This is a genomic window from Steroidobacteraceae bacterium (assembly GCA_041395505.1).
In the GTDB taxonomy this organism is placed as follows: domain Bacteria; phylum Pseudomonadota; class Gammaproteobacteria; order Steroidobacterales; family Steroidobacteraceae; genus JAWLAG01.
Window position 1 is genome coordinate 159,393 of the sequence record JAWLAG010000002.1, and the last position, 23,460, is coordinate 182,852.

Below are 23,460 nucleotides of genomic sequence, written 5' to 3' on the forward strand. Positions count from 1 at the left end.
TCAGAGCACCTCTGGCGCGAGCGAAATGATTTTCATGAACTGCTGGTTGCGCAGCTCGCGCGTAACCGGTCCGAAAATGCGGGTACCGATCGGCTCGAGCTTGTTGGTGAGCAATACGGCGGCATTGCCGTCGAAGCGAATCAGGGACCCATCCGGACGACGCACACCCTTGCGGGTTCGCACGATCACGGCGTCGTAGACCTCGCCTTTCTTGACTTTGCCACGGGGTATAGCGTCCTTGACGCTGACCTTGATGACGTCACCGACGTTGGCATAACGGCGGCGCGTGCCACCGAGCACCTTGATGCACATCAGGGTTCTTGCGCCGCTGTTATCCGCGGCATTTAGCATCGAGCGCAGTTGAATCATGGGTCACCCGTTCTCACTCAGCCTGTGACTCGAGAACCTGCAGGACCTTCCACGACTTGTGCCGCGACATCGGCCGACACGGCGTGATCGTCACGAGATCGCCTTCGCGAACACTGCCGTTCTCATCGTGCGCAAGGAACTTGGTCGTGCGTCGCACGTACTTGCCATAGCGCGGGTGGCGAATGAGTCGCTCGACCGACACCGCAACCGTCTTGTTCATTTTGTTGCTCACGACGCGTCCGGTCAGGGTCCGCGCCTGGCTGCTGTCATCCGCCATGAGACTTCTCCGCACTTCGTTCACGCAAAATCGTCTTGATCCGCGCGATGTTGCGCCGGACACGGCCAAACTCGTTCGGCTTGACCCCTTGCCCGGCAACCAACTGCATGCGCAGCGAGAACTGCTCGCGGCGCAACTTGAGCAGCTCGTCGTTCAACTGCTCATCCGATCTGTTGCGAATTTCTTTTGCGTCCATCTTTGATTACTTTCTGCGCACGACGACTAAAGGACCTGGCGACGCACGAATCCGGTGCGTACCGAGAGCTTGGCGCCGGCAAGGCGGAATGCTTCGCGTGCCGTCGCCTCGTCTACGCCCTCCATCTCGAACAGCACCTTGCCCGGCTGCACTTTCGCGACCCAGTACTCGACATTGCCCTTGCCGCTGCCCATGCGCACTTCGAGCGGCTTCTTGGTAATCGGTACATCCGGGAACACGCGGATCCAGATCTGGCCGCCACGCTTGACGTAGCGCGCCATGGCACGACGAGCCGCCTCGATTTCGCGCGCGGTCATGCGCGCACGATCGAGCGATTTCAAGCCAAAATCGCCAAAGGCCACGCTGCTGCCGCGGGTCGCAAGTCCCGGGTTGCGACCCTTGAACTGCTTGCGGTATTTGGTTCTCTTTGGTTGCTGCATGTTTGGTCAACTCCGCCGCGTTCAGCCGGCCGGCGCCTCCGCAGGAGCAGCCGGGGCTGCCTGTTCGGCGTTCTCGGTGGCGGCAGCTTCCGCGCTCTCAGCCTCCAGCTTCTCCTCCGCACCGAAAATCTCGCCCTTGAAGATCCACACCTTGATGCCGATCACGCCGTAGGTCGTCTTGGCTTCGGACAGCCCGTAGTCGATGTCGGCGCGGTAGGTATGCAGTGGTATGCGTCCTTCGCGATACCACTCGGTGCGGGCGATTTCAGCGCCATTCAGGCGACCGGACAGGCGCACCTTGATACCGAGCGCGCCGCTGCGCATCGTGCTCATGACGGCGCGACGCATGGCGCGACGGAACATCACGCGTTTTTCGATCTGCTGGGCGATGCTGTCGGCAACCAGCTGCGCATCAAGTTCGGGCTTGCGGATTTCGGAAATGTTCACACGCACGTCGGTAACCGGCATACGCAGCATGCGTGCCGTGTCGACGCGCAATTTCTCTATGTCCTCGCCCTTCTTGCCGATGACGATGCCTGGCCGCGCTGTCTGGATGGTGATGTTGACTTTCTTCGCGGCGCGCTCGATGTTGATGCGGCTGACGGACGCTTCCCTGAGTTTATTCTTGAGAAACTCGCGGACGTCGAAATCGGTCTTGAGGTTGGCAGCATAGTTGCGCGTGTCCGCATACCACTTGCTGGTCCAATCGCGCACGATGCCCAGGCGTATTCCAATCGGGTTTACTTTTTGACCCATCGATCAATCCTTCGCGCCGTCGCTGACGACGATCGTGATATGACTATTGCGCTTCACAACGCGAGTACCGCGGCCCTTGGCGCGAGCGGCGAAACGCTTGTAGACCGGCGCCGTGTCGACCATGACTCGCGACACTTTCAGTTCGTCCACATCGAGATTCTGGTTCTCGGCATTGTTCACGGCCGACCACAGCAGCTTGTGGACGATTCGGGCGCCTTTCTTCGGCATGAACTTGAGGATGTTGAGCGCATTGCTCGCATTCTTGCCGCGCACCGCGTCGGCAACGATGCGGCATTTCTGCGGCGAGATACGCGCGTAACGCAATTTGGCACTGACTTCCATGCGCCTACCCTTCCGAGCTCTTGCGATCGCCCGAGTGCGACTTGAACGTGCGCGTCGGGGCGAATTCACCGAGCTTGTGCCCGACCATGTTCTCGGAGACCAGCACTGGTATGTGCTGCCGGCCGTTGTGCACGGCGAGGGTCAGACCCACCATCTCGGGCGTGATCAATGAGCGTCGCGACCATGTCTTGATCGGCTTGCGGTCATTTTTCGCGGCCGCGGTCTCGACCTTGCGCGCGAGGTGCAGATCGACGAACGGGCCTTTCTTGAGCGAACGTGGCACTTTGCTTCTACCTCAATGCGATCAGCGCGACTTCTTCTTGCGGCGCTGCACGATCATGTTGTTGGTGCGTTTGTTGACGCGCGTTTTCTTGCCCTTGGTCTGCAGGCCCCAGGGGGATACAGGATGCGGATTACCCTGGCCAGGCTTGCCCTCGCCACCGCCGTGCGGGTGATCGACCGGATTCATGGCGACACCACGCACGGTCGGCCTGACGCCGCGCCAGCGCTTGGCACCCGCCTTGCCGAAGCTGCGCAGGTTGTGCTCGTCGTTGCCCACCTCGCCGATGGTCGCGCGGCAATCGATATGGACCTTGCGTACCTCGCCGGACTTCAGTCGCAGATAGGCATGAAGACCCTCGCGCGCAGTGAACTGGGCGCTGTTGCCGGCACTGCGCGCGAGCTGCCCGCCCTTGCCGGGCTTCAACTCGATGTTGTGCACCGTCGTGCCGACTGGCAGATGGCGCAGCGCCATCGCGTTGCCCGCCTTGATGGGCGAGTCGGGACCCGAGCGCAGCTCGTCGCCCGCCGCAACGCCCTTCGGCGCGAGAATGTAGCGGCGCTCGCCGTCGCTGTACTTGAGAAGAGCGATATGCGCCGAGCGGTTCGGATCGTACTCGAGTCGCTCGACGACCGCGCCGATGCTGTCCTTGTCGCGTCGAAAGTCGATCAGGCGGTACTTGTGCCGGATGCCGCCGCCCTGGTGGCGCATGGTGATGCGGCCGACGTTGTTGCGCCCCGAGTGCTTCTTCTTGGGCGCAGTCAGCGGCGCAAACGGTCCGCCCTTGTGCAGGTGCGAACGCGAAATCTTCACGACGAAGCGCGAGCCGGGTGAGGTAGGTTTGAGTTTGATGATGGCCATCTGTCTTTACCTGGCTGGTGGCGCGGCCCTCAGGCCTTGATCCCGTCTTCGTAACTGATGCTCTGGCCTGCGGCCAGGGACACATAGGCTTTCTTCCAGTCCTGCGTTCGGCCCTGAATCTTGCCCATGCGGCGCTTCTTGCCGATCTCGTTCACGACGCGCACGCTGTCGACCTTGACATCGAACATGAGTTCGACCGCCTGCCTGACGTCGGTACGCGTTGCGTCGCGGCGCACACGGAAGGTGTACTGGTTGTTGTTCTGCATCGCGAGTGCCGTTTTTTCCGTCAAGTGCGGCGCGAGCAGTACGGTGGCAAGTTTCTCTCTGGATGGCATCGTGCTTCTCCCGCTCAGTGCACGGTCTTGGCGGAACGCTGCGCGGAATCGGTCAGCCGTTGCTCGAGCACCTTCACCGCGCCGATTGTCATCAACACCTTGTCGTGTGCAATGAGCGCAAGCGGGTTCAATGCACTGACTGGCAGCACATCGACGTGCGGCAGGTTGCGCGCGGCCAGCATCAGCTTCTCATCCTGCGCCTCGATCACGATCAGCACGTTGTCGAGCTGCATGGTCTTCAGGCGCTTCGCGAGCAGCTGGGTCTTCGGCGCATCGACCGACAGGCCATCGGCGACAAGCAAGCGATCCTGCCGTACCAGTTCCGACAACATCGCGCGCAATGCGCCGCGATACATCTTGCGATTGACCTTCTGGGAATAATCGCGAGGCTTCGCCGCGAATGCGCGTCCGCCGCCCACCCAGATCGGGCTGCGCGAGGAACCGGCGCGCGCCTGGCCCGTGCCCTTCTGCGCCCAGGGTTTCTTGCCACCGCCGCGCACTTCCGCACGCGTCTTTTGCGCCTTGGTGCCGGCGCGATAACCGTTGCGGTAGCTGGTGACGACCTGGTGCACCAGGGTTTCGTTGAAACTGGAACCGAAATTGCCATCGGAGACTTCGAGCGTGGCACCGGTGGAGCCGAGAATCTTGAGCTTCATTTGCCTGCGCCTCAATTCTTCTTGGTCGGCGCGACGGTCTTGCGACGCGCGCGCGCAGCAGCCTTCACGGAAGGCCGCACGACGACTTCCGCGCCGGCAGGGCCCGGCACGGCGCCGCGTATCAACAACAGGTTGCGTTCTGCGTCGACTTCGACGACACGCAGATTCTCTGTCGTGCGGCGAACGACGCCCATGTGACCGGACATGCGCTTGCCGGCGAAGACCCTTCCTGGCGTCTGGCGCTGGCCAATGGAGCCCGGCGCGCGATGCGATACGGAGTTGCCGTGAGTCTTGTAGCCGCCGGCGAAGTTGTGCCGTTTCATGGTGCCGGCGAAACCCTTGCCGATCGTCGTGCCCGAAACGTCGACGACCTGGCCTGCAGTGAATTGTCCGGCATTGATCTCGGTGCCGACCGCGAGCTTGTCCGCATCGCCCGCAGCGATGCGAAATTCGATCAGCGCTTTGCCGGGCTCGACATTCGCCTTGGCAAAATGGCCGGCGGCGCCTTTCGACAGCAATTGAGCGCGTCGCGCGCCATAGGTAACCTGTACCGCGCTGTAGCCATCACGATCGGCAGTCTTTACCTGCACGACACGATTGGGGAGCACTTCCACCACCGTTACCGGGATGGTCTCGCCCTCGTCGGTAAAGACGCGCGTCATGCCGCGCTTGCGGCCAATGAGCCCGATTGCCATAAATAGTCATCCTCAACGCGCACACTACGATTGGCATGCGCCACTAACAAAACCCGGGCTTTGAGGCTGATCACGCAAGAACGTCGGACAGGACTGCCCGTCGTTGCTCGAGTGGTCTTGGCAGGGGACATGCCCCGCGCCAACCTCGCCCGATTGCCGCTGCTGCGGCTCTGGATTATCCGCCGCAAACCTGGGGCGGCAGACCCAAAAAGGCCGCGCAGTATAACAGTTGGTCCGGATCTTGCAAGCGGGCCGGACCGACCCACTATCCCAACGTCAGTTGAGCTTGATCTGCACGTCGACGCCAGCCGGGAGCTCGAGCTTCATCAGCGCATCGACCGTCTTGTCGGTCGGGTTGACGATGTCCATGAGCCGTTTGTGGGTGCGCAGTTCGTATTGGTCACGCGCATCCTTGTCGGCATGCGGCGAGATCAGCAGCGTGAAGCGCTCCATCTTGGTCGGCAACGGCACCGGCCCCTGCACGCGCGCGCCCGTACGACGCGCCGTCTCGACGATCTCCCGTGCGGAACTGTCGATCAGGCGGTGATCGAATGCTTTCAATCGTATTCTGATGTTCTGGCTGGCCATGATGTTCGACTCCGCGCTGTTACTGTCGCGCTGACTGACTGATGTTGATTACTTGAGCACCTTGGAGACGACGCCGGCGCCGACCGTGCGGCCGCCCTCGCGGATCGCAAAGCGCAGCCCCTCTTCCATCGCAATCGGCGCAATCAGGTCCACCACCATCTTGATGTTGTCCCCGGGCATCACCATCTCGACCCCCGCAGGCAGCTCGATCGTGCCCGTCACGTCCGTCGTGCGAAAGTAAAACTGCGGCCGATACCCCTTGAAAAACGGCGTGTGCCGACCACCCTCTTCCTTCGTCAGCACGTACACCTCGCACTCGAAGTTCGTGTGCGGCGTGATGCTCCCCGGCTTCGCCAGCACCTGCCCGCGCTCCACTTCCTCGCGCTTCGTGCCACGCAGCAACACCCCCACGTTATCCCCCGCCTGACCCTCGTCCAGCAGCTTCCTGAACATCTCCACGCCCGTGCAGATCGTCTTCGCCGTCGCCTTCAGTCCAATGATCTCCACCTCGTCATTGACCTTCACGATCCCGCGCTCGATACGTCCCGTCACCACCGTGCCGCGACCCGAAATCGAGAACACATCCTCCACAGGCATCAAAAACGGCTTGTCGATGTCGCGCTCGGGCACAGGAATGTACTTGTCCATCTCCTCCACCAGCTTCACCACCGCAGGCACCCCAATCTCCGAGGTATCCCCCTCCAGCGCCTTCAGCGCCGAGCCAATCACGATCGGCGTCTTCTCACCGGGGAACTTGTACGTCGACAGAAGCTCCCGTACCTCCATCTCAACAAGCTCCAGCAGCTCCTTGTCATCGACCATGTCCGCCTTGTTCATGAACACCACGATGTACGGCACCCCCACCTGCCGCGCCAGCAGAATGTGCTCGCGCGTCTGCGGCATCGGCCCATCCGCCGCCGACACCACCAGAATCGCACCGTCCATCTGCGCCGCACCCGTGATCATGTTCTTCACGTAGTCCGCGTGCCCGGGGCAGTCCACGTGCGCGTAGTGTCGCGCCGCCGACTCGTACTCCACGTGCGCCGTCGATATCGTGATGCCACGCGCCTTCTCCTCAGGCGCCTTGTCAATCTGGTCGTACGCCATGAACGCACCACCATAGGTCTCCGCCATCACCTTCGTCAGCGCCGCCGTCAGCGTCGTCTTACCGTGGTCCACGTGACCTATCGTCCCCACGTTCACGTGCGGCTTCTTGCGCTCAAACTTCTCTTTCGACACGACCTGTACCTCTTGGGCGAAAGTTATTTCTTGATGATGCTATCAGCGATGTTCGGCGGCACTTCCATGTACTTGCCGAATTCCATCGTAAACGTTGCGCGGCCCTGGCTCATCGAGCGGACGTTCGTCGCATAGCCGAACATCTCCGAGAGCGGCACGTCGGCGGTGATGACCTTGCCCGACGGGCCCTCGTCCATGCCGCTGATCTGTCCGCGGCGGCGATTGAGATCGCCGATGACATCGCCCGAGTAATCCTCCGGCGTGACGACTTCGACTTTCATGATGGGCTCGAGCAGCACGGGCTTCGCCTTGCGAAAGCCCTCCTTGAAGCCCATGGAGCCGGCGATCTTGAACGCCATTTCGCTCGAGTCGACGTCATGGTAGGAGCCGTCGAAAATCGTGACCTTGACGTCGACCACCGGGTAGCCCGCAATGACGCCAGTCTCGCAGGCTTCCTTGATGCCCTTGTCCACAGCCGGTATGTACTCGCGCGGCACGACGCCGCCCACGATGCCGTTGACGAATTCATAGCCCTTGCCCGATTCGTTCGGCTCGATCTTGAGCCACACGTGACCGTACTGGCCGCGGCCACCAGACTGGCGGACGAACTTGCCTTCCTGCTCGACGCTCGCGCGGATGGTCTCGCGATACGCCACCTGCGGCTTGCCGACATTGGCCTCGACCTTGAACTCGCGCTTCATGCGATCGACGATGATCTCGAGATGCAGCTCGCCCATGCCGGAAATGATCGTCTGGCCCGATTCCTGGTCCGTATGCACGCGAAACGACGGATCTTCCTTGGCGAGACGCTGCAGCGCGAGGCCCATCTTCTCCTGGTCGGCCTTGGTTTTGGGTTCAACGGCAACCGAGATCACGGGATCGGGGAAGACCATCTTCTCGAGCGTGATGATCTTCTCCTGCGAACACAGCGTGTCGCCGGTGATGACGTCCTTCAGACCCACGGCCGCGGCGATATCGCCGGCGCGGACTTCCTTGATCTCGGTGCGCTCGGAGGCGTGCATCTGCAGGAGGCGCCCGATGCGCTCGGTCTTCGACTTGGTCGGCACGAACACCGTGTCGCCAGAATTCAGGACGCCTGAATAGACGCGGAAGAACGTGAGGTTGCCGACGAAGGGGTCGTTCAGGATCTTGAAGGCCAGCGCCGAAAAAGGCTCATCGTCGCTCGCTTTGCGCCCAGCCGGTTCGCCATCGTCGTCGATGCCTTTGACGTCGGGCATCTCGATGGGTGATGGCATGAACTCGATGACCGCATCGAGGAGCGCTTGTACGCCTTTGTTCTTGAAGGCCGTGCCGCACATGCACAGCACGATCTCGACACGCTTCGCCCGCTCGGCGAGCCCCTTGCGGATCTCTTCCTCGCTGAGCCCGCCTTCCTCGAGGTACTTGTTGAGCAGGGCCTCGTTGGCCTCGGCCGCCGCTTCGATCATTTTCTCGCGATATTCCTCGGCCTCGGCCTTGAGGTTGTCCGGTATGTCGCGATACTCGAATTTCATGCCCTGGGTTTCCATGTCCCAGTAGATCGCTTTCATGCGAATGAGATCGATGACACCTTCGAAGGCATCCTCCGCGCCTATCGGCAGCTGGATGGGAACCGGATTGCCGCGCAACCGGGTCTTGATCTGCTCGACGCAGCGCAGGTAATTGGCGCCCGCCCGGTCCATCTTGTTGACGAAGGCAATGCGCGGCACGTTGTAGCGATTCATCTGCCGCCAGACCGTCTCCGACTGTGGCTGCACACCGGATACGGCACAGAAGAGCGCAACGGCCGAATCGAGTACACGCAGCGAGCGCTCGACTTCGATGGTGAAATCGACGTGACCCGGCGTGTCGATGATGTTGATGCGGTGCTCGTGGAAGTTCTGGTCCATCCCCTTCCAGAAGCAGGTCGTGGCCGCGGAGGTGATCGTGATGCCGCGCTCCTGTTCCTGCTCCATGTAGTCCATGACCGCGGCGCCATCGTGCACTTCACCGATCTTGTGCGATACGCCGGTGTAGAAAAGGATGCGCTCGGTGGTGGTTGTCTTGCCCGCGTCAATGTGCGCAGAGATACCGATGTTGCGATAGCGTTCGATGGGCGTTGAGCGGGGCACGATACGGATCCTGTTAAAGAGTGCTGCGGTCTGCCGGCTTACCAGCGGTAATGGGCGAAGGCCTTGTTGGCATCCGCCATGCGATGCGTGTCCTCGCGCTTGCGCACGGCCGAACCGCGGTTTTCGGCGGCATCGAGGAGTTCGTGCGCCAGCCGGAAAGCCATGGACTTCTCGCTGCGCGCGCGGGCCGCCTCGATGACCCAGCGCATCGCCAGGGTTTGCCGGCGCGGTGCGCGCACTTCGACCGGTACCTGGTAGGTCGCGCCACCGACGCGGCGCGATTTGACTTCGACCATGGGCTTGACGTTGTCGAGAGCCTGCGCGAGCAGCTCGATCGCGGCCTGGTCCTGCTTGCCCGTCTTTTCAGTGATGCGATCGAGCGCACCGTAGACGACTTTCTCGGCTGCGGACTTCTTGCCATTTTGCATGACGACGTTCATGAACTTGGCAAGCATCTCGCTGTTGAATTTCGGGTCCGGCAGAATCTGACGCACCGGAGCGCGCGCACGACGTGACATGGATGTATCCCCTGTTATTTCTTCGGACGCTTGGCGCCGTACTTGGAGCGGCCCTGCTTGCGATCGTTGACACCAGCGCAGTCGAGCGTGCCGCGCACGGTGTGATAACGCACACCCGGCAGGTCCTTGACGCGACCGCCTCGGATCAGCACCACGGAGTGCTCCTGAAGATTGTGTCCTTCGCCGCCGATGTAGGAGGTGACTTCGTAGCCGTTGGTGAGACGTACGCGGCAGACCTTGCGCAGCGCCGAGTTCGGCTTCTTCGGAGTCGTCGTGTACACGCGCGTGCATACGCCGCGCTTCTGTGGTGACGACTGCAATGCCGGCACTTTTGTTTTCTCGATCCGCGTTGCGCGCGGACTGCGTATCAGCTGACCGGTCGTGGCCATTGCCTCTCCAGTAAATCCTAAACTGCCGTGTCGACTCGACGCAGTCGCGACGAAACCCGACACTCGTAAATTCGCGCCAAAGATGAGGCCGGGCCGTTCTGCACGAACGGCCCGGCTACACTTAAGTCCCTGTTTTTAAGACCGGTGCGCCCCGGAGGCCGGTCTGATAAAGGCCGGCGATTCTAGGAATGGAACGCAGGTATGTCAACCGGATGTTGCGACGCAACAACAGACCTGCCTTGCGCGTCATGTCAAATATGGCTGGCAGCACCGGCTGGCAGGCCTAACATCGGGGTTTGACCGAAAGGCTGCGCCGCCGATCCAGACCACAAACCATAAAGAGTCCGACATGCCACTTCGAATGCTTAGATCCTCGTCCCTGCTGCGCCTGGCAGCACCGGTTTGCGCCATGCTGATCGCAACGGGCTGCGGCCGCGGTGAACCCCCATCGGACGGTTCTTCCGCGCAGTGGGCGGCCGCAGAGGCCTACCTGGCCGGCCATCCGGACCTGACGGCCGTGGCGGAAGATCGCAGCAAAGGCCTCCTGACCGCCAAGGACCAGCGTACGGAGCAATATGTGGTCCTCGATGTCGCCCGTCCGGACTCCTGGCCGACTGCCGAGACCAGCGCAACTGCCTCCGCCGAAATTGCGGCACAGACGCAGACGCCCGAGGCCGAGCCATTGCCTGCCGAGACAATGGCCGAGGAAATGGCGACGGCCGAACCTCAGTCCGCCGATGAAGCCACCACGCCGGGGCCGGCCGCGCTGGCCAGCGCAAAACGCAGCGGGAGCGTCATCGAGGGGCCGGGATTTCGCATCGAGAAATTGCCGCGCTCTGCGACCAATGCCAATGCGGGCGTTCAGCGCGTCGGCCCGGGAACCAGCGCCGGCGAGTCGCGCGACGATCAAGGGCGCCTGCTGCGCAGCGAACCCATCGTTTGCCGAAGCGGCGAGTACCTGAAGGTCGATGCGCTGCGGCTCACGGTCCCGAGCGCCGCTGTGGTCGCCCAGCGCGGCTGCACGATCAGAATAAGCAACACTGTGATAAATGCCGGCGGCTTCGCCATCGTTGCCCAGAGCGGCTCGGACGTGACAGTCGAGTCGAGCAGCGTCACGGGTACGACCGGCGCGCTCGAGATGGCCGCCGGGGCGCGGGTTGCCGCCTGGGCCAGCACCTTCGCCGGGGCAGTGAGCCGTCCGGCGGGTAACACGGGTTTTTCGGACCGCGGCGGCAACGTCTGGCAATAGTCCCATTTTCCGGTGGTGCCTTGAACCAATCCGCGGCCACTGATCGTCTTCCCGAGCGTACCTGACCGGTACCCCAGGGTCGTTGGTTTCGCAGCTGCGCAGCGACCGGCCGGTCGGTGTGCAGGAGCGAAAGGACCCGTATGCTCGCCCATCAAAGCCGTTCGAGGCATTCTGCCGCTGTTTTGTGGTTCGGTGGATTCTTCGCCACTATCGCATCGGCACAAAACCTGCCCGTGCCGAACTCCAATGCGACCACGATCGCGCGGCCTGTCGTTGGCCAGCAGGTCCAGCAGGCTGCCCGCCAATTCTGGCCTGTGGTTGCGAGCTTCCGGATCAATGCGGGCGCTGCAATTACAGGCAGCAGGGTAGTCGTTCTTGACATCACGCTCGGTGCCAACGCCGCGCGCGTGACCGAAATGCGTGTGTCCGAATCGCCGCAATTCATCGGGTCCAGCTGGCAACCCTTTCAGAGCCGACCGAGCGCGAATCTCTCGATCGGCAATGGCGAGAAGACGATCTACTTTCAGGTCAGGGCACCGGCTGCGCGTCCCACGGCCGTCAATGGCGGTTTTGACTCTTCGGTCATCGTCTCCGACTCCATCGTGTTCGCCAACCCTCGCCTGATCGGCGTGTCGCTGGCTGACGGCAGGAATTTCACCCAGACCGAGAACGTGTCAATCAAGGTGGACTACGAAGGCAACGCGAACCGGTACCGCGTCGCCGAGAATCCCGAGTTTGCCGGGATCGACGTGGGCTGGCGGGAACTCGGTGGCACCAGGGTCTTCCCCTACCGCATCAGGACGGGACCGAGCGACAAGATCGCGCTGTACGTGCAGATCGCGAACGGCGACGACTATGTCTCCGACGTGTTCAGGCTCCCGGTAAATTACGTCCGTCCGGCAATCTTCGAACCAAACATCGCAGATTTGTTCAACGAGGCGCGCGCCGAGGGCTATGTCTTTCGCGCCGTATCATCCAGTGGCCAGTGGATCTGCAGTATCGAATTCGTGGGCAACACATACGTTGAATTGCGAGCAACGCCCCGCGCCAACGTCGCCGGTCATGGTTGGGCGGGTGATGACACCTGCACGTTCACACTCTTTGGCGGCAAGAGACTTGCGGCACCCTGGCTCATCCAGCGAACTGTGACAACGACCAGTACGGTTGGCGATGCGAACATTCAGGTCATCGACGCTCCCGATGCATCTGGAGGCAATGACCTCGGCACGACGGTCCGTTGGACATTGGGGGAGACCACCCCGATCGTCGGCAGCCTGTACCACCGAGGGATTATTTTTGCGCCTACGCTTAGCGGTCCCGAGAACGGCGACTGGCGCGACGCGTTTGAGTAGGACCTATCTCAGAACTCCGCCCAGCCATGCCACGAGCCAGGCGGCAATGAGCATCGCGACGATGCCCGGTACGATAACGAGTGCATAGCGTGAGCCTCCGGCGCTGATCGCCAGGATCATCTTCGTGAGCGAGTTGCTCGTCAGTGCCAGCAGCACGCCGAGCGCCGCAGTCGGCAGCGCCATTGCGCCGGACGCCGCGAGACCGCCGACGGAGGCTGCCGCGGCATGGGTATCGGCGAGACCGCCGAGCGCTACGCTCAGCAGGGCACCAGCGCTACCGAATTGTTGCGTGGCAATGGCCGCGAGCAGCGTGAGACCCGTCAGCAGCAGCGCAAACAGCACCGCCAACCGCGGCTGGAATGCGCGGCCCGGCAGATCACGCAGGGTTTGCTCGTCACGGACGGCGTGCCACGCAAGTATTCCGGCATAGGCGAGTGCCACGAGTCCCATCGCCACGAGCGCGGGCGTCAGGCGCAGGAGGAGCTGCCGGTCGGCAACCGCGAGGATCATGGCCATCTGGATGACCGTGGCCACCGATGACAGCGTGGCGCCCGCGACGGCGTAGGAACGCAAGGCGGGATTCGACTGCGCGCGCGCGGCCATGGCCGCGATCGTGGCGCTGCTCGAGACGAAGCCACCGAAGAATCCCGCCATGGCGAGTCCGCGCCCCGCTCCAAGAGCGCGCGTCGCAAGATAGCCGGCGGCGTTCAGCAGCAGAATGAGCACGGTCAGTCGACCGATCAGCTGGGGGTTGATCACCTGCCATGGATCGATGCTGCGATCAGGCAACAGCGGCAGGATGACGAGCGCGCTGGCCGCGAGCAATAACCCGTCCATGACCTCGCGATCCGAGAGACGGTTGGCGACGAACTCGTGCATCGCGGCGCGCGCAGCCAGCAGCAGCGCAATGATGACCCCGAGCCCGGCCGCAAGCGCCGGTCGATGCAGTGCCAGCGCGCCGAGAGAGAAAGTTGCCAGCAGGGCCACTTCCGTGGTCAGGCCGCGATCGGTTTGATCGTCCTTCGCATAGCCAATGCTGGTGAGCGCGATCAGTCCCGCCGCCAGGGTCACGAGCAGCAGCGTCGAATCGAGCAGTGCGCCGATGGCACCGAGCAGCGCGCAGATGGTGAAGGTGCGTACACCTGCGATGGCCGCGCCGCCCCTGTCGGCGCGACGTCGTTCGCGCTCGGCGCCGATCATGAGACCGATGCCGAGCGCAACGGCAATTTGCGCGTACGGCAGGCCGTCGGCCGGCAGGGTCACCGCGCTCGAACCGGCGCGTGGCGGCAGGTTGCCACCACCGCGCCAGCCTCAGGGCAAGGCCGCGGTCGGCTAGCCTTCGCTGCGCCCGTCATCGGTCACGGTCGCCTCATCGGCTTCGGCGGTCGCCGTGCCGCCGACGTCCATGAAGCCGCTGCCCGAACCCTGGTTCGCCCGCTGCCGCCGATGGGCATGAGCGGCAAACCCGGTACCGGCCGGAATCAGGCGTCCGACGATGACGTTCTCTTTCAGGCCGCGCAGATCGTCCTTCAGACCGCGCACCGCAGCTTCCGTGAGCACCCGCGTGGTCTCCTGGAACGAAGCCGCCGAGATGAAGGACTCGGTTGCGAGCGAGGCCTTGGTGATACCGAGCAGTACCGGCAGTGTGCCGGCTGGCAGCTTGTTGTCGGCAGTCAGCCTGTCGTTGATGTCGAGCGAGCGCGATCGATCCAATTGCTCGCCACGCAACAGGTTGCTGTCGCCGGTATCGGTCACTTCGACCTTGCGCAGCATCTGGCGGATGATGACCTCGATGTGTTTGTCGTTGATCTTCACGCCCTGCAATCGATAGACATCCTGGATCTCGCGCACAAGATAGTTAGCGAGTGCCACCACGCCCTGCAGGCGCAGGATGTCGTGCGGGTTCGGTTCGCCATCGGCGATGACCTCACCGCGCTCCACCTGCTCGCCTTCGAAGACATTGAGCTGGCGCCACTTCGGGATGAGCTCTTCGTACTTGTCGCCCTCCTCGCCGGTGATTACGAGTCGCCGCTTGCCCTTGGTTTCCTTGCCGAAGCTCACGGTGCCGGACTTCTCGGCCAGAATCGCCGGGTCCTTCGGCTTGCGCGCTTCGAACAGATCCGCCACGCGCGGTAGACCGCCGGTAATGTCACGCGTCTTGGAGGACTCCTGGGGGATGCGCGCGATGACATCGCCGATCGACACCTTCGCGCCGTCTTCGATGGTCACAAAGGCGCCTGACGGCAGCGTATAGACCGCCGGTATGTCGGTGTTGGCGAAGGTCACTTCCTTGCCATTACCGGTCACCAGGCGCACCGTTGGACGAAGTTCCTTGCCGCCACGCTGCTTGGCATCGAGCACCACCGTGCTCGACAGGCCGGTCACCTCATCGACCTGCGAGGTCACGGTCACGCCGTCGATGAAGTCATGGAACTTGACGTTGCCCGCCACTTCCGTGATCACCGGATGGGTATGCGGATCCCAGGTCGCGACAACCTGGCCGGCAGACAGCTGGCTGCCTTCCTTCGCGGAAATCGTCGCGCCGTAGGGAATCTTGTAACGCTCGCGCTCGCGGCCGAATTCATCGACGACACCGAGTTCGCCGGAGCGCGACACAGCGACCAGGTAGCCCTTCTCGTGCTGCACGGTCTTGACGTTGTGGAAGCGCAGCGTGCCGGCATTTCGTACCTCCACACTGCTCGCCGCCGCTGCCCGCGAGGCTGCGCCGCCGATATGGAAGGTACGCATGGTCAGCTGCGTGCCCGGCTCGCCGATCGATTGCGCAGCGATCACGCCGACTGCTTCGCCGATATTGATGATGTGTCCGCGCGCCAGGTCGCGACCATAGCAATTGCTGCACACACCATAGCGGGTGGCGCAGGTGATCGGCGAACGGACGCGCACCTCGTCGATGCTCTCGCGCTCGAGCAACCTCACCAGCGCTTCATCGAGCAGCGTGCCGCGTTCGATGAGGAGCTTCTCCGTGCCGGGTTTCAGCACGTCGTCGGCAAGCACCCGGCCAAGCACACGTTCGCCGAGACCTTCCACGACGTCGCCACCTTCGACCAGTGGCGTCACGACGAGGCCGTCATCCGTACCGCAATCGGTCTCGGTCACAACCAGATCCTGGGCGACGTCGACCAGGCGCCGGGTGAGATAACCCGAGTTGGCGGTTTTCAACGCCGTATCGGCGAGGCCCTTGCGCGCGCCGTGTGTCGAGATGAAGTACTGCAGGACGTTGAGGCCTTCACGGAAGTTTGCCGTGATGGGCGTTTCGATGATCGAGCCATCGGGTTTCGCCATCAGGCCGCGCATGCCCGCAAGCTGCCGGATCTGCGCCGCCGAGCCGCGCGCGCCGGAGTCGGCCATCATGAAGATCGAGTTGAAGGATTTCTGGCGGTGTTTGGCGCCACTTGTGTCCTCGACATCTTCGCTGCCGAGCTTTTCCATCATGGCTTTGGCGACCTGGTCATTGGCCCGCGACCAGATATCGACCACCTTGTTGTAGCGCTCGCCATTGGTCACGAGGCCCGAGGCATACTGGTCCTGGATCTCCTTGACCTCGCGATCGGCGGCAGCAACCAGCTTGGTCTTCTGCTCCGGGATCACGATATCGTCGATGCCGAAGGAAACACCGGCCCGGGTCGCGTAATGGAAACCCGTGTACATCAGCTTGTCGGCGAACATGACCGTTTCCTTCAAGCCCAGTATGCGATAGCAGGCGTTGATGGTGGCCGAGATGGCCTTCTTGGTCATATCCTGGTTGATGAGGTCGATCGACAATCCGCGTGGCAGGATTTCGGACAACAGCGCGCGACCGACAGTCGTGTCGACCACTCGCGTGGACGTGATGTCATCGCTCCCCTGGCGGACAGTCTCGCGGATCCGCACCTTGATGCGCGCCTGCAGATGCACCTTGCGGTTCTCATAGGCGCGATGCACCTCGGCGACATCCACGTACATCGAACCCTCGCCCGTGGCGCCGATGCGCTCGCGGGTCATGAAATAGAGGCCGAGTACGACGTCCTGCGACGGGACGATGATCGGATCGCCGTTCGCGGGCGAGAGGATGTTGTTCGAGCTCATCATCAATGCGCGGGCTTCGAGCTGTGCCTCGAGCGACAGCGGCACGTGGACAGCCATCTGGTCGCCGTCGAAGTCGGCGTTGAATGCCGTGCAGACGAGCGGGTGCAGCTGGATGGCTTTGCCCTCGATGAGCACCGGCTCGAAAGCCTGGATGCCGAGCCGGTGCAGTGTCGGCGCGCGATTCAACAGCACCGGGTGTTCGCGGATGACTTCCTCGAGGATGTCCCACACTTCCGGCCCTTCGCGCTCGACCAGGCGCTTGGCGGCCTTGATCGTCGAGGCCTCGCCGCGCAGTTGCAGCTTGTGGAATATGAAGGGCTTGAACAGCTCGAGTGCCATTTTCTTCGGCAGGCCGCACTGGTGCAGGCGCAGCGTCGGACCCACCACGATGACCGAGCGGCCCGAGTAATCGACGCGCTTGCCTAGCAGGTTCTGGCGGAATCGCCCCTGCTTGCCCTTGATCATGTCAGCGAGGGACTTCAGCGGCCGGCGATTGGTGCCCGTAATGGCGCGGCCACGCCGGCCATTGTCGAGCAACGCATCGACTGCTTCCTGCAACATGCGCTTTTCGTTGCGCACGATGATGTCCGGAGCATTCAGCTCGAGCAGGCGGCGCAAACGATTGTTGCGGTTGATGACTCGCCGATAAAGGTCGTTGAGGTCCGAGGTCGCGAAGCGGCCGCCATCGAGCGGAACCAGCGGCCGCAAATCCGGCGGCAGTACCGGCAGGACGGTCATGACCATCCACTCCGGCTTGTTGCCGGATTCGATGAACGATTCGAGTAGCTTCAACCGCTTCGAAAGTCGTTTCAGCTTGGTCTCGGAGTTGGTGCCCGCCATTTCCTCGCGAACCTTCACCACTTCGACCTGCAGATCGATGCTATGCAGCAGCTCGTGCACGGCCTCGGCGCCCATGCGCGCGTCGAACTCATCGCCATGCTGCTCGATGGCTTCCAGGTACATTTCGTCCGTCAGCAGCTGCCCGCGCTGCAGATCGGTCATGCCCGGATCGATTACGACGAATGCCTCGAAGTAGAGCACGCGCTCGATTTCGCGCAGCGTCATGTCGAGCATCAGACCGATGCGCGACGGGAGCGACTTCAGGAACCAGATGTGCGCGACGGGGCTCGCGAGGTCGATGTGCCCCATGCGCTCGCGACGCACCTTCGATTGCGTGACTTCGACGCCGCACTTCTCGCACACGACGCCGCGATGCTTCAGGCGCTTGTACTTGCCGCACAGGCACTCGTAGTCCTTGACTGGCCCGAAGATCTTTGCGCAGAAAAGACCATCGCGCTCGGGCTTGAAGGTACGGTAGTTGATTGTCTCCGGCTTCTTCACCTCGCCATAGGACCAGGTGCGGATCACATCCGGAGAAGCCAGGCCGATCTTGATCGAATCGAAATGTTCGACCGGCGCGTGCTGCTTGAATAGCTTGAGTAGATCTTTCATGTTCGCACCACCTGACTGTTAGTCTTGTTCGAGATCCATGCTGATTGCCAGCGAGCGGATCTCCTTGACCAGAACGTTGAACGACTCCGGCATGCCGGCGTCCATCTCGTGATTGCCATCGACGATGTTCTTGTACATCTTCGTGCGGCCGTTCACGTCGTCGGACTTGACCGTGAGCATTTCCTGCAGGGTGTAGGCGGCGCCATAGGCTTCGAGCGCCCAGACTTCCATTTCGCCGAAGCGTTGTCCACCGAACTGCGCCTTGCCACCAAGAGGCTGCTGCGTAACCAGGCTGTATGGCCCGGTCGAGCGCGCGTGCATCTTGTCGTCGACCAGATGGTTGAGCTTCAACATGTACATGTAGCCAACCGTCACCTGCCGCTCGAAACGCTCACCGGTGCGGCCGTCGAACAACCAGGCCTGGCCGTTCGCCGGCAGGTCCGCGAGCGCCAGCAGGTTCTTGATGTCTTTCTCGTTCGCACCATCGAACACGGGCGTTGCAATTGGTACGCCACGCGCAAGATTGCCCGCGAGCTCCGCAACCTCCCTGCCGTCGAGCCCATCGAGCGCCTCGTGCTGCCCGCCCGAGTCGTTGTAGACGCGTTGCAGGAAGCCGCGTAGCTCCGCTTCGCTCGCCTGTGCCTCGAGCATGCGCCCGATCTTGAGGCCGAGTCCCTTGGCCGCCCAGCCAAGGTGCGTCTCTAGCACCTGACCGACGTTCATTCGCGAGGGCACGCCGAGGGGATTCAGCACGATGTCGATAGGCGTGCCGTCCTCGAGGTAGGGCATGTCCTCGACCGGGACGATGCTCGAGATCACGCCCTTGTTGCCGTGCCGACCCGCCATCTTGTCGCCCGGTTGCACACGACGCTTCACGGCGAGGTATACCTTCACCATCTTGAGCACGCCGGGGGCAAGATCATCGCCCGCGGTGATCTTCGCCTTCTTCTCGTCGAAGCGCTTGTCGAAGGCCTTGCGCTGGGCCTTCAGCCGATCGGCAGTCGCTTCGAGTTGCGAATTGGCCTCTTCATTCTCAAGGCGAATCTCGAACCACTCCTCGCGCGGCAGTTCGTCGATGTACTCGACGGTTATTTTGGTGCCCGCCTTCAGTTTGCGCGGACCACCGGCTGCGACCTTGCCGATCAGGGTGCTGCGCACGCGCTGGTACATATCCTCTTCGAGGATGCGCTGCTGGTCGTTGAGATCCTTGCGGACACGCTCGATTTCGGCCTTTTCGATGGCCATCGCACGGCTGTCCTTCTCTACGCCATCGCGCGTAAATACACGCACGTCGATCACCGTGCCATCCATGCCAGGAGGCACGCGAAGCGAGGTGTCTTTCACATCGGAGGCCTTCTCGCCAAATATTGCGCGCAGCAGCTTCTCTTCCGGCGTCAGCTGCGTCTCACCCTTGGGTGTGACCTTGCCGACCAGAATGTCGCCTGCGCGAACCTCGGCACCGATGAAGGCGATGCCCGCATCGTCTAGCTTGGCAAGCGCCGTATCGCCGACATTGGGTATGTCCGCCGTGATTTCCTCCGGACCGAGCTTGGTGTCACGCGCGATACAGGAGAGCTCTTCGATGTGAATGGTGGTGAAGCGATCCTCCTGGACCACCCGCTCCGAGATCAGGATCGAGTCCTCGAAGTTGTAACCGTTCCAGGGCATGAACGCGACCAGCAGGTTCTGTCCAAGTGCAAGCTCGCCAAGATGCGTCGATGGCCCGTCAGCCAGCACGTCGCCGCGCGCAATCTTGTCACCGGCGCGCACCAGCGGACGCTGGTTGATGCAGGTGTTCTGGTTCGAGCGCGTGTACTTGGTGAGGTTGTAGATGTCGACACCAGGCTCTGCCGCAGTCGTTTCCGCATCATTCACCCGCACCACGATGCGAGATGCGTCGACGGAGTCGACGACGCCGCCACGGGTACCGATCACGGTCACACCCGAATCGATCGCCACCGGCCGCTCCATGCCGGTTCCGACCAGCGGCGCCTCCGAGCGCAGCGTCGGCACAGCCTGCCGTTGCATGTTCGAACCCATCAGCGCGCGGTTCGCGTCATCGTGCTCGAGGAAGGGGATGAGCGAGGCCGCCACCGAGACGATCTGCTTGGGGCTCACGTCCATGTAGTTGATCTGCTCGCGCGGCATCAACGTGAACTCGCTCTGGTAGCGACAGGAAATCAGCTCATCGGCGAAGCCGCCATCGGCGGTCAGGCGCGCATTGGCCTGGGCGATTGCGAATTCGCCTTCCTCGATCGCGGACAGATAGTCGATCTGGTTGGTCACGCGCCCATTCTCGACTCGACGGTAGGGCGTCTCGAGAAAACCGAAGTCATTGGTACGCGCATAGACCGCGAGCGAATTGATCAGGCCGATGTTCGGGCCTTCCGGTGTTTCGATCGGGCACACACGACCATAGTGCGTGGGATGCACGTCACGCACTTCGAAACCGGCGCGCTCGCGTGTCAGGCCGCCCGGTCCAAGAGCCGACACGCGCCGCTTGTGAGTCACCTCCGACAGCGGGTTGTTCTGGTCCATGAACTGCGAGAGCTGCGAGGAGCCGAAGAATTCCTTGACGGCTGCTGCGACCGGCTTGGCGTTGATCATCTCCTGCGGCATGAGCGGCTCGCTCTCCGCGACGGTCAGACGCTCCTTCACGGCGCGCTCGACCCGCACCAGGCCGACGCGGAACGCGTTCTCGGCCATTTCACCCACCGAACGCACGCGGCGATTGCCCAGATGGTCGATATCGTCGACCACGCCATTGCCATTGCGAATGTCGATCAGCACGCGCAGCACGTCGAGGATGTCTTCCTTGGACAGCACGCCGCCGCCCTCGGCATCCTTGCGGCCGACGCGACGGTTGAATTTCATTCGCCCGACTCCGGAGAGATCGTAGCGCTCGCCGTTGAAGAACAAATTCGCGAAGAGGTTCTCGGCAGCGTCCTTGGTCGGAGGCTCGCCCGGGCGCATCATGCGGTAGATCTCCACCAGCGCTTCGAGGCGCGTGCTGGTCGGATCGATGCGCAGCGTGTCGGAAATGTAGGCACCGCGATCGAGATCGTTCACATACAGCGTGCCGACTTCGCTGATGCCCGCCTCAACGAGTTTCTCGACCGAGGTCGCGGTCAGGACTTCGTTGGCCTTCGCCAGTATCTCCCCGGTTTCGGTGTTGACCACGTCGTGCGCGAGAATCTTGCCGTAGATGTATTCGCGCGGCACGTTGAGGCGCTTGACGCCTGCGTCTTCGAGCTGGCGCACATGACGCGCCGTTACGCGCCGGCCGGCTTCGACGACCACGTTGTCGCCAATACGGATTTCGAACATGGCGTTCTCGCCGCGCAAACGCTGCGGCACCAGCTCGAGTGAAATCTGCTCCTTCGACAGATAGAAGACGTTTTTCTCGAAAAAGGTATCGAGGACTTCGCCTTCGCTCATGCCGAGCGCGCGCAGGATAATTGTCACCGGGAGTTTCCGGCGGCGGTCTATGCGTGCGAAGACACAGTCCTTGGGATCGAACTCGAAATCGAGCCAGGAGCCGCGGTAGGGAATGATTCGTGCGGAGAAGAGGAGCTTTCCCGATGAGTGCGACTTGCCGCGGTCGTGGTCGAAGAACACGCCCGGGCTGCGGTGCAGCTGCGAAACGATGACGCGCTCGGTGCCGTTGACGATGAAAGTGCCATTGTCGGTCATCAGCGGCAGCTCGCCGAGATAGACCTCCTGTTCGCGCACGTCCTTGACCGGCTTCTTCGCGCCGGTGGCTTCCTTGTCGAGGACGATGAGCCGCACCTTCACGCGCAGCGGCGCCGCATAGGTCAGGCCGCGCAGCTGGCATTCCTTGACGTCGAACGGTGGCTCGCCGAGCCGATAGCTGACGTACTCGAGCGTTGCGTTGCCAGAATAGCTGGTGATCGGAAACACGCTCTTGAAGGCAGCATGCAGGCCACCTTCCTCGCGGTGCTCATCGGGCCGGTCCGATTGCAGGAACTGCCGGTAGGAGTTGAGCTGAATCTCCAGCAGGTATGGGGTTTGCAGAATGCTCGGCTGCCGTCCGAAATTCTTCCGGATGCGCTTCTTTTCTGTGAATGAATAACTCATGTGCTTGACCTCTGATACCTGCTCACCGCCACGGCAGCGCGCAACGGGCCGTTGCCGACCCGCTGCGCGCACGCATCACGCTATCGTGCTGACGCACCGTGTTACTTGACTTCGACCTTGGCGCCGGCTTCTTCGAGCTTCTTCTTCATCGAGTCCGAATCAGCCTTGTTGACGCCTTCCTTGACTGTCGAAGGCGCGCCCTCGACCAGATCCTTGGCTTCTTTCAAGCCAAGGCCGGTGAGCTCACGCACGACCTTGATGACACCGACCTTCTTGTCCGCCGGATACTCCTTGAGCACGACGGTGAATTCGGTCTTCTCTTCGGCCGGGGCCGCACCCGCACCCGCTGCGGCGGCACCAACCGCGGCGACCGCCACGGGCGCTGCGGCCGTCACGTTGAATTTCTTCTCCATGTCGGCGATGAGGTCCACGACCTCAAGCACGCTCATCTTGGAAATTGCCTCGAGGATATCGTCCTTAGAAACTGCCATTTTTGTCTCCTGAAAATTCTCTCAATCCTGTCTGCGCTGGCTTTCGCTCAGGCAGCCTGTTTTTGATCGCGCACTGCGGCGATGGTACGAACCAGCTTGGTATGCGGTGCTGCCAGCGTGCGCACGAACTTCTCGATCGGTGCTTTCATCACCGCGAGTAGCAACGACAACGCCTGCTCACGGGTCGGCAGATTCGCCAACCTGTCGATATCCTCGCCAGGCATGACCTGGTCGCCCAGAGCGACCAGTCTTGCGACGAGTTTATCGTTGGCTTTGGCGAAGTCCTTGACCACGCGCGCCGGAGCGCCCGGATCGTCCTTCGAGAAAGCCAGCAGCAACGGACCCTTCAGCTGTTTGCCCATTGCCTCGAACGAAGTGCCGACTATCGCGCGCCGGGCCAGCGAGTTTTTCACGACTCGCATGTACACACCGGCGGCACGTGCCTGCGCCCGCAGTTCGGTCAACTGCGCGACCGAAAGCCCACGGTACTCGGCGGCAACAAGAGACTGCGCTGCTGCCGCAACCTCTGCTACTTCCGCGACCATGGCTTTCTTGTCTTCGAGACTAAGTGCCATCTTCTACTCCTGTTCCTGAAGATCACATTCGAGGCAGCGATCCATCGCCGCCCCACCCTTCATCTGACAGTGACCTTCAGGCGAGGACGTCCTCGCCCAAGCGGT

At 62.2% G+C, this 23,460-nt stretch carries 23 protein-coding genes; 2 read left to right on the plus strand and 21 right to left on the minus strand.

The features are described 5' to 3' along the window. The 16 genes from rplN to rpsL all read right to left on the minus strand — a co-directional run bounded on the left by rplN (position 1) and on the right by rpsL (position 10,052). A complete protein-coding gene (gene rplN, locus R3E77_13445) occupies positions 1 to 369 on the minus strand; it encodes a 50S ribosomal protein L14 (GenBank protein MEZ5500419.1) in 369 nt (122 codons plus the stop codon). 13 nt (positions 370 to 382) lie between these two features. Next, positions 383 to 646: a 30S ribosomal protein S17 gene (gene rpsQ, locus R3E77_13450; GenBank protein ID MEZ5500420.1), complete on the minus strand. Its 264-nt coding sequence runs from the start codon at positions 644 to 646 to the stop codon at positions 383 to 385. Further along, positions 636 to 842, minus strand: coding sequence for a 50S ribosomal protein L29 (gene rpmC / locus R3E77_13455; protein MEZ5500421.1), 207 nt, complete (start codon positions 840 to 842; stop codon positions 636 to 638). The genes rpsQ and rpmC overlap by 11 nt, the downstream gene beginning before the upstream one ends. Positions 843 to 868: 26 nt before the next feature. After that, a complete protein-coding gene (gene rplP, locus R3E77_13460; GenBank protein MEZ5500422.1) occupies positions 869 to 1,282 on the minus strand; it encodes a 50S ribosomal protein L16 in 414 nt (137 codons plus the stop codon). Positions 1,283 to 1,303: 21 nt separating this feature from the next. Continuing rightward, positions 1,304 to 2,038 (minus strand): 30S ribosomal protein S3, encoded by a 735-nt coding sequence (gene rpsC / locus R3E77_13465; protein MEZ5500423.1) that lies wholly within the window; start codon positions 2,036 to 2,038, stop codon positions 1,304 to 1,306. Between the two features lie 3 nt (positions 2,039 to 2,041). After that, complete coding sequence (gene rplV / locus R3E77_13470) at positions 2,042 to 2,380, minus strand: 50S ribosomal protein L22 (GenBank protein ID MEZ5500424.1); 339 nt, start codon at positions 2,378 to 2,380, stop codon at positions 2,042 to 2,044. A 4-nt stretch (positions 2,381 to 2,384) separates the two neighbouring features. Continuing rightward, positions 2,385 to 2,663 (minus strand): 30S ribosomal protein S19, encoded by a 279-nt coding sequence (gene rpsS, locus R3E77_13475; GenBank protein MEZ5500425.1) that lies wholly within the window; start codon positions 2,661 to 2,663, stop codon positions 2,385 to 2,387. Positions 2,664 to 2,684: 21 nt separating this feature from the next. Next, positions 2,685 to 3,521, minus strand: a complete 837-nt coding sequence (rplB, locus tag R3E77_13480; GenBank protein ID MEZ5500426.1) for a 50S ribosomal protein L2 — start codon at positions 3,519 to 3,521, stop codon at positions 2,685 to 2,687. 29 nt (positions 3,522 to 3,550) lie between these two features. Next, on the minus strand, positions 3,551 to 3,856 hold the full coding sequence (rplW, locus tag R3E77_13485) for a 50S ribosomal protein L23 (protein MEZ5500427.1): 306 nt from the start codon (positions 3,854 to 3,856) through the stop codon (positions 3,551 to 3,553). Between the two features lie 14 nt (positions 3,857 to 3,870). Continuing rightward, complete coding sequence (gene rplD / locus R3E77_13490; GenBank protein MEZ5500428.1) at positions 3,871 to 4,512, minus strand: 50S ribosomal protein L4; 642 nt, start codon at positions 4,510 to 4,512, stop codon at positions 3,871 to 3,873. A gap of 11 nt (positions 4,513 to 4,523) precedes the next feature. Continuing rightward, the gene (rplC, locus tag R3E77_13495; protein ID MEZ5500429.1) at positions 4,524 to 5,207 is read right to left on the minus strand and encodes a 50S ribosomal protein L3; all 684 of its coding nucleotides are present in this window, start codon (positions 5,205 to 5,207) and stop codon (positions 4,524 to 4,526) included. A gap of 276 nt (positions 5,208 to 5,483) precedes the next feature. Next, the gene (gene rpsJ, locus R3E77_13500; GenBank protein MEZ5500430.1) at positions 5,484 to 5,795 is read right to left on the minus strand and encodes a 30S ribosomal protein S10; all 312 of its coding nucleotides are present in this window, start codon (positions 5,793 to 5,795) and stop codon (positions 5,484 to 5,486) included. 48 nt (positions 5,796 to 5,843) lie between these two features. Beyond that, positions 5,844 to 7,034, minus strand: coding sequence for an elongation factor Tu (tuf, locus tag R3E77_13505; GenBank protein ID MEZ5500431.1), 1,191 nt, complete (start codon positions 7,032 to 7,034; stop codon positions 5,844 to 5,846). A gap of 23 nt (positions 7,035 to 7,057) precedes the next feature. Beyond that, positions 7,058 to 9,145 (minus strand): elongation factor G, encoded by a 2,088-nt coding sequence (gene fusA / locus R3E77_13510; protein MEZ5500432.1) that lies wholly within the window; start codon positions 9,143 to 9,145, stop codon positions 7,058 to 7,060. A gap of 38 nt (positions 9,146 to 9,183) precedes the next feature. Beyond that, positions 9,184 to 9,663, minus strand: a complete 480-nt coding sequence (gene rpsG, locus R3E77_13515; protein MEZ5500433.1) for a 30S ribosomal protein S7 — start codon at positions 9,661 to 9,663, stop codon at positions 9,184 to 9,186. Positions 9,664 to 9,677: 14 nt separating this feature from the next. After that, positions 9,678 to 10,052, minus strand: coding sequence for a 30S ribosomal protein S12 (gene rpsL, locus R3E77_13520; GenBank protein ID MEZ5500434.1), 375 nt, complete (start codon positions 10,050 to 10,052; stop codon positions 9,678 to 9,680). 349 nt (positions 10,053 to 10,401) lie between these two features. On the opposite strand from rpsL, the gene R3E77_13525 reads away from it, so the two are divergent. Beyond that, on the plus strand, positions 10,402 to 11,301 hold the full coding sequence (locus tag R3E77_13525) for a hypothetical protein (protein ID MEZ5500435.1): 900 nt from the start codon (positions 10,402 to 10,404) through the stop codon (positions 11,299 to 11,301). A 233-nt stretch (positions 11,302 to 11,534) separates the two neighbouring features. After that, entirely contained in the window at positions 11,535 to 12,653 is a 1,119-nt protein-coding gene (locus R3E77_13530; protein ID MEZ5500436.1) for a hypothetical protein, read from the plus strand. A 3-nt stretch (positions 12,654 to 12,656) separates the two neighbouring features. Here R3E77_13530 and R3E77_13535 read toward each other — a convergent pair whose 3' ends face one another. The 5 genes from R3E77_13535 to rplJ all read right to left on the minus strand — a co-directional run bounded on the left by R3E77_13535 (position 12,657) and on the right by rplJ (position 23,355). Next, complete coding sequence (locus R3E77_13535; GenBank protein MEZ5500437.1) at positions 12,657 to 13,916, minus strand: DUF4010 domain-containing protein; 1,260 nt, start codon at positions 13,914 to 13,916, stop codon at positions 12,657 to 12,659. 69 nt (positions 13,917 to 13,985) lie between these two features. Further along, positions 13,986 to 18,191 (minus strand): DNA-directed RNA polymerase subunit beta', encoded by a 4,206-nt coding sequence (gene rpoC, locus R3E77_13540; protein ID MEZ5500438.1) that lies wholly within the window; start codon positions 18,189 to 18,191, stop codon positions 13,986 to 13,988. A gap of 18 nt (positions 18,192 to 18,209) precedes the next feature. Next, the gene (gene rpoB, locus R3E77_13545; protein ID MEZ5500439.1) at positions 18,210 to 22,289 is read right to left on the minus strand and encodes a DNA-directed RNA polymerase subunit beta; all 4,080 of its coding nucleotides are present in this window, start codon (positions 22,287 to 22,289) and stop codon (positions 18,210 to 18,212) included. 101 nt (positions 22,290 to 22,390) lie between these two features. Further along, complete coding sequence (gene rplL, locus R3E77_13550) at positions 22,391 to 22,780, minus strand: 50S ribosomal protein L7/L12 (protein MEZ5500440.1); 390 nt, start codon at positions 22,778 to 22,780, stop codon at positions 22,391 to 22,393. Between the two features lie 47 nt (positions 22,781 to 22,827). After that, positions 22,828 to 23,355: a 50S ribosomal protein L10 gene (gene rplJ, locus R3E77_13555; GenBank protein ID MEZ5500441.1), complete on the minus strand. Its 528-nt coding sequence runs from the start codon at positions 23,353 to 23,355 to the stop codon at positions 22,828 to 22,830. Positions 23,356 to 23,460: the final 105 nt, after the last annotated feature.

Excerpts from the sequence above, each read along its gene's own strand:
- rplN (MEZ5500419.1), bottom strand. The coding sequence starts at position 369 with ATGATTCAACTGCGCTCGATGCTAAATGCCGCGGATAACAGCGGCGCA.
- rpsQ (MEZ5500420.1), bottom strand. The coding sequence starts at position 646 with ATGGCGGATGACAGCAGCCAGGCGCGGACCCTGACCGGACGCGTCGTG.
- rpmC (MEZ5500421.1), bottom strand. The coding sequence starts at position 842 with ATGGACGCAAAAGAAATTCGCAACAGATCGGATGAGCAGTTGAACGAC.
- rplP (MEZ5500422.1), bottom strand. The coding sequence starts at position 1,282 with ATGCAGCAACCAAAGAGAACCAAATACCGCAAGCAGTTCAAGGGTCGC.
- rpsC (MEZ5500423.1), bottom strand. The coding sequence starts at position 2,038 with ATGGGTCAAAAAGTAAACCCGATTGGAATACGCCTGGGCATCGTGCGC.
- rplV (MEZ5500424.1), bottom strand. The coding sequence starts at position 2,380 with ATGGAAGTCAGTGCCAAATTGCGTTACGCGCGTATCTCGCCGCAGAAA.
- rplB (MEZ5500426.1), bottom strand. The coding sequence starts at position 3,521 with ATGGCCATCATCAAACTCAAACCTACCTCACCCGGCTCGCGCTTCGTC.
- rplW (MEZ5500427.1), bottom strand. The coding sequence starts at position 3,856 with ATGCCATCCAGAGAGAAACTTGCCACCGTACTGCTCGCGCCGCACTTG.
- rplD (MEZ5500428.1), bottom strand. The coding sequence starts at position 4,512 with ATGAAGCTCAAGATTCTCGGCTCCACCGGTGCCACGCTCGAAGTCTCC.
- rplC (MEZ5500429.1), bottom strand. The coding sequence starts at position 5,207 with ATGGCAATCGGGCTCATTGGCCGCAAGCGCGGCATGACGCGCGTCTTT.
- rpsJ (MEZ5500430.1), bottom strand. The coding sequence starts at position 5,795 with ATGGCCAGCCAGAACATCAGAATACGATTGAAAGCATTCGATCACCGC.
- rpsG (MEZ5500433.1), bottom strand. The coding sequence starts at position 9,663 with ATGTCACGTCGTGCGCGCGCTCCGGTGCGTCAGATTCTGCCGGACCCG.
- rpsL (MEZ5500434.1), bottom strand. The coding sequence starts at position 10,052 with ATGGCCACGACCGGTCAGCTGATACGCAGTCCGCGCGCAACGCGGATC.
- R3E77_13525 (MEZ5500435.1), top strand. The coding sequence starts at position 10,402 with ATGCCACTTCGAATGCTTAGATCCTCGTCCCTGCTGCGCCTGGCAGCA.
- rpoC (MEZ5500438.1), bottom strand. The coding sequence starts at position 18,191 with ATGAAAGATCTACTCAAGCTATTCAAGCAGCACGCGCCGGTCGAACAT.
- rpoB (MEZ5500439.1), bottom strand. The coding sequence starts at position 22,289 with ATGAGTTATTCATTCACAGAAAAGAAGCGCATCCGGAAGAATTTCGGA.
- rplL (MEZ5500440.1), bottom strand. The coding sequence starts at position 22,780 with ATGGCAGTTTCTAAGGACGATATCCTCGAGGCAATTTCCAAGATGAGC.
- rplJ (MEZ5500441.1), bottom strand. The coding sequence starts at position 23,355 with ATGGCACTTAGTCTCGAAGACAAGAAAGCCATGGTCGCGGAAGTAGCA.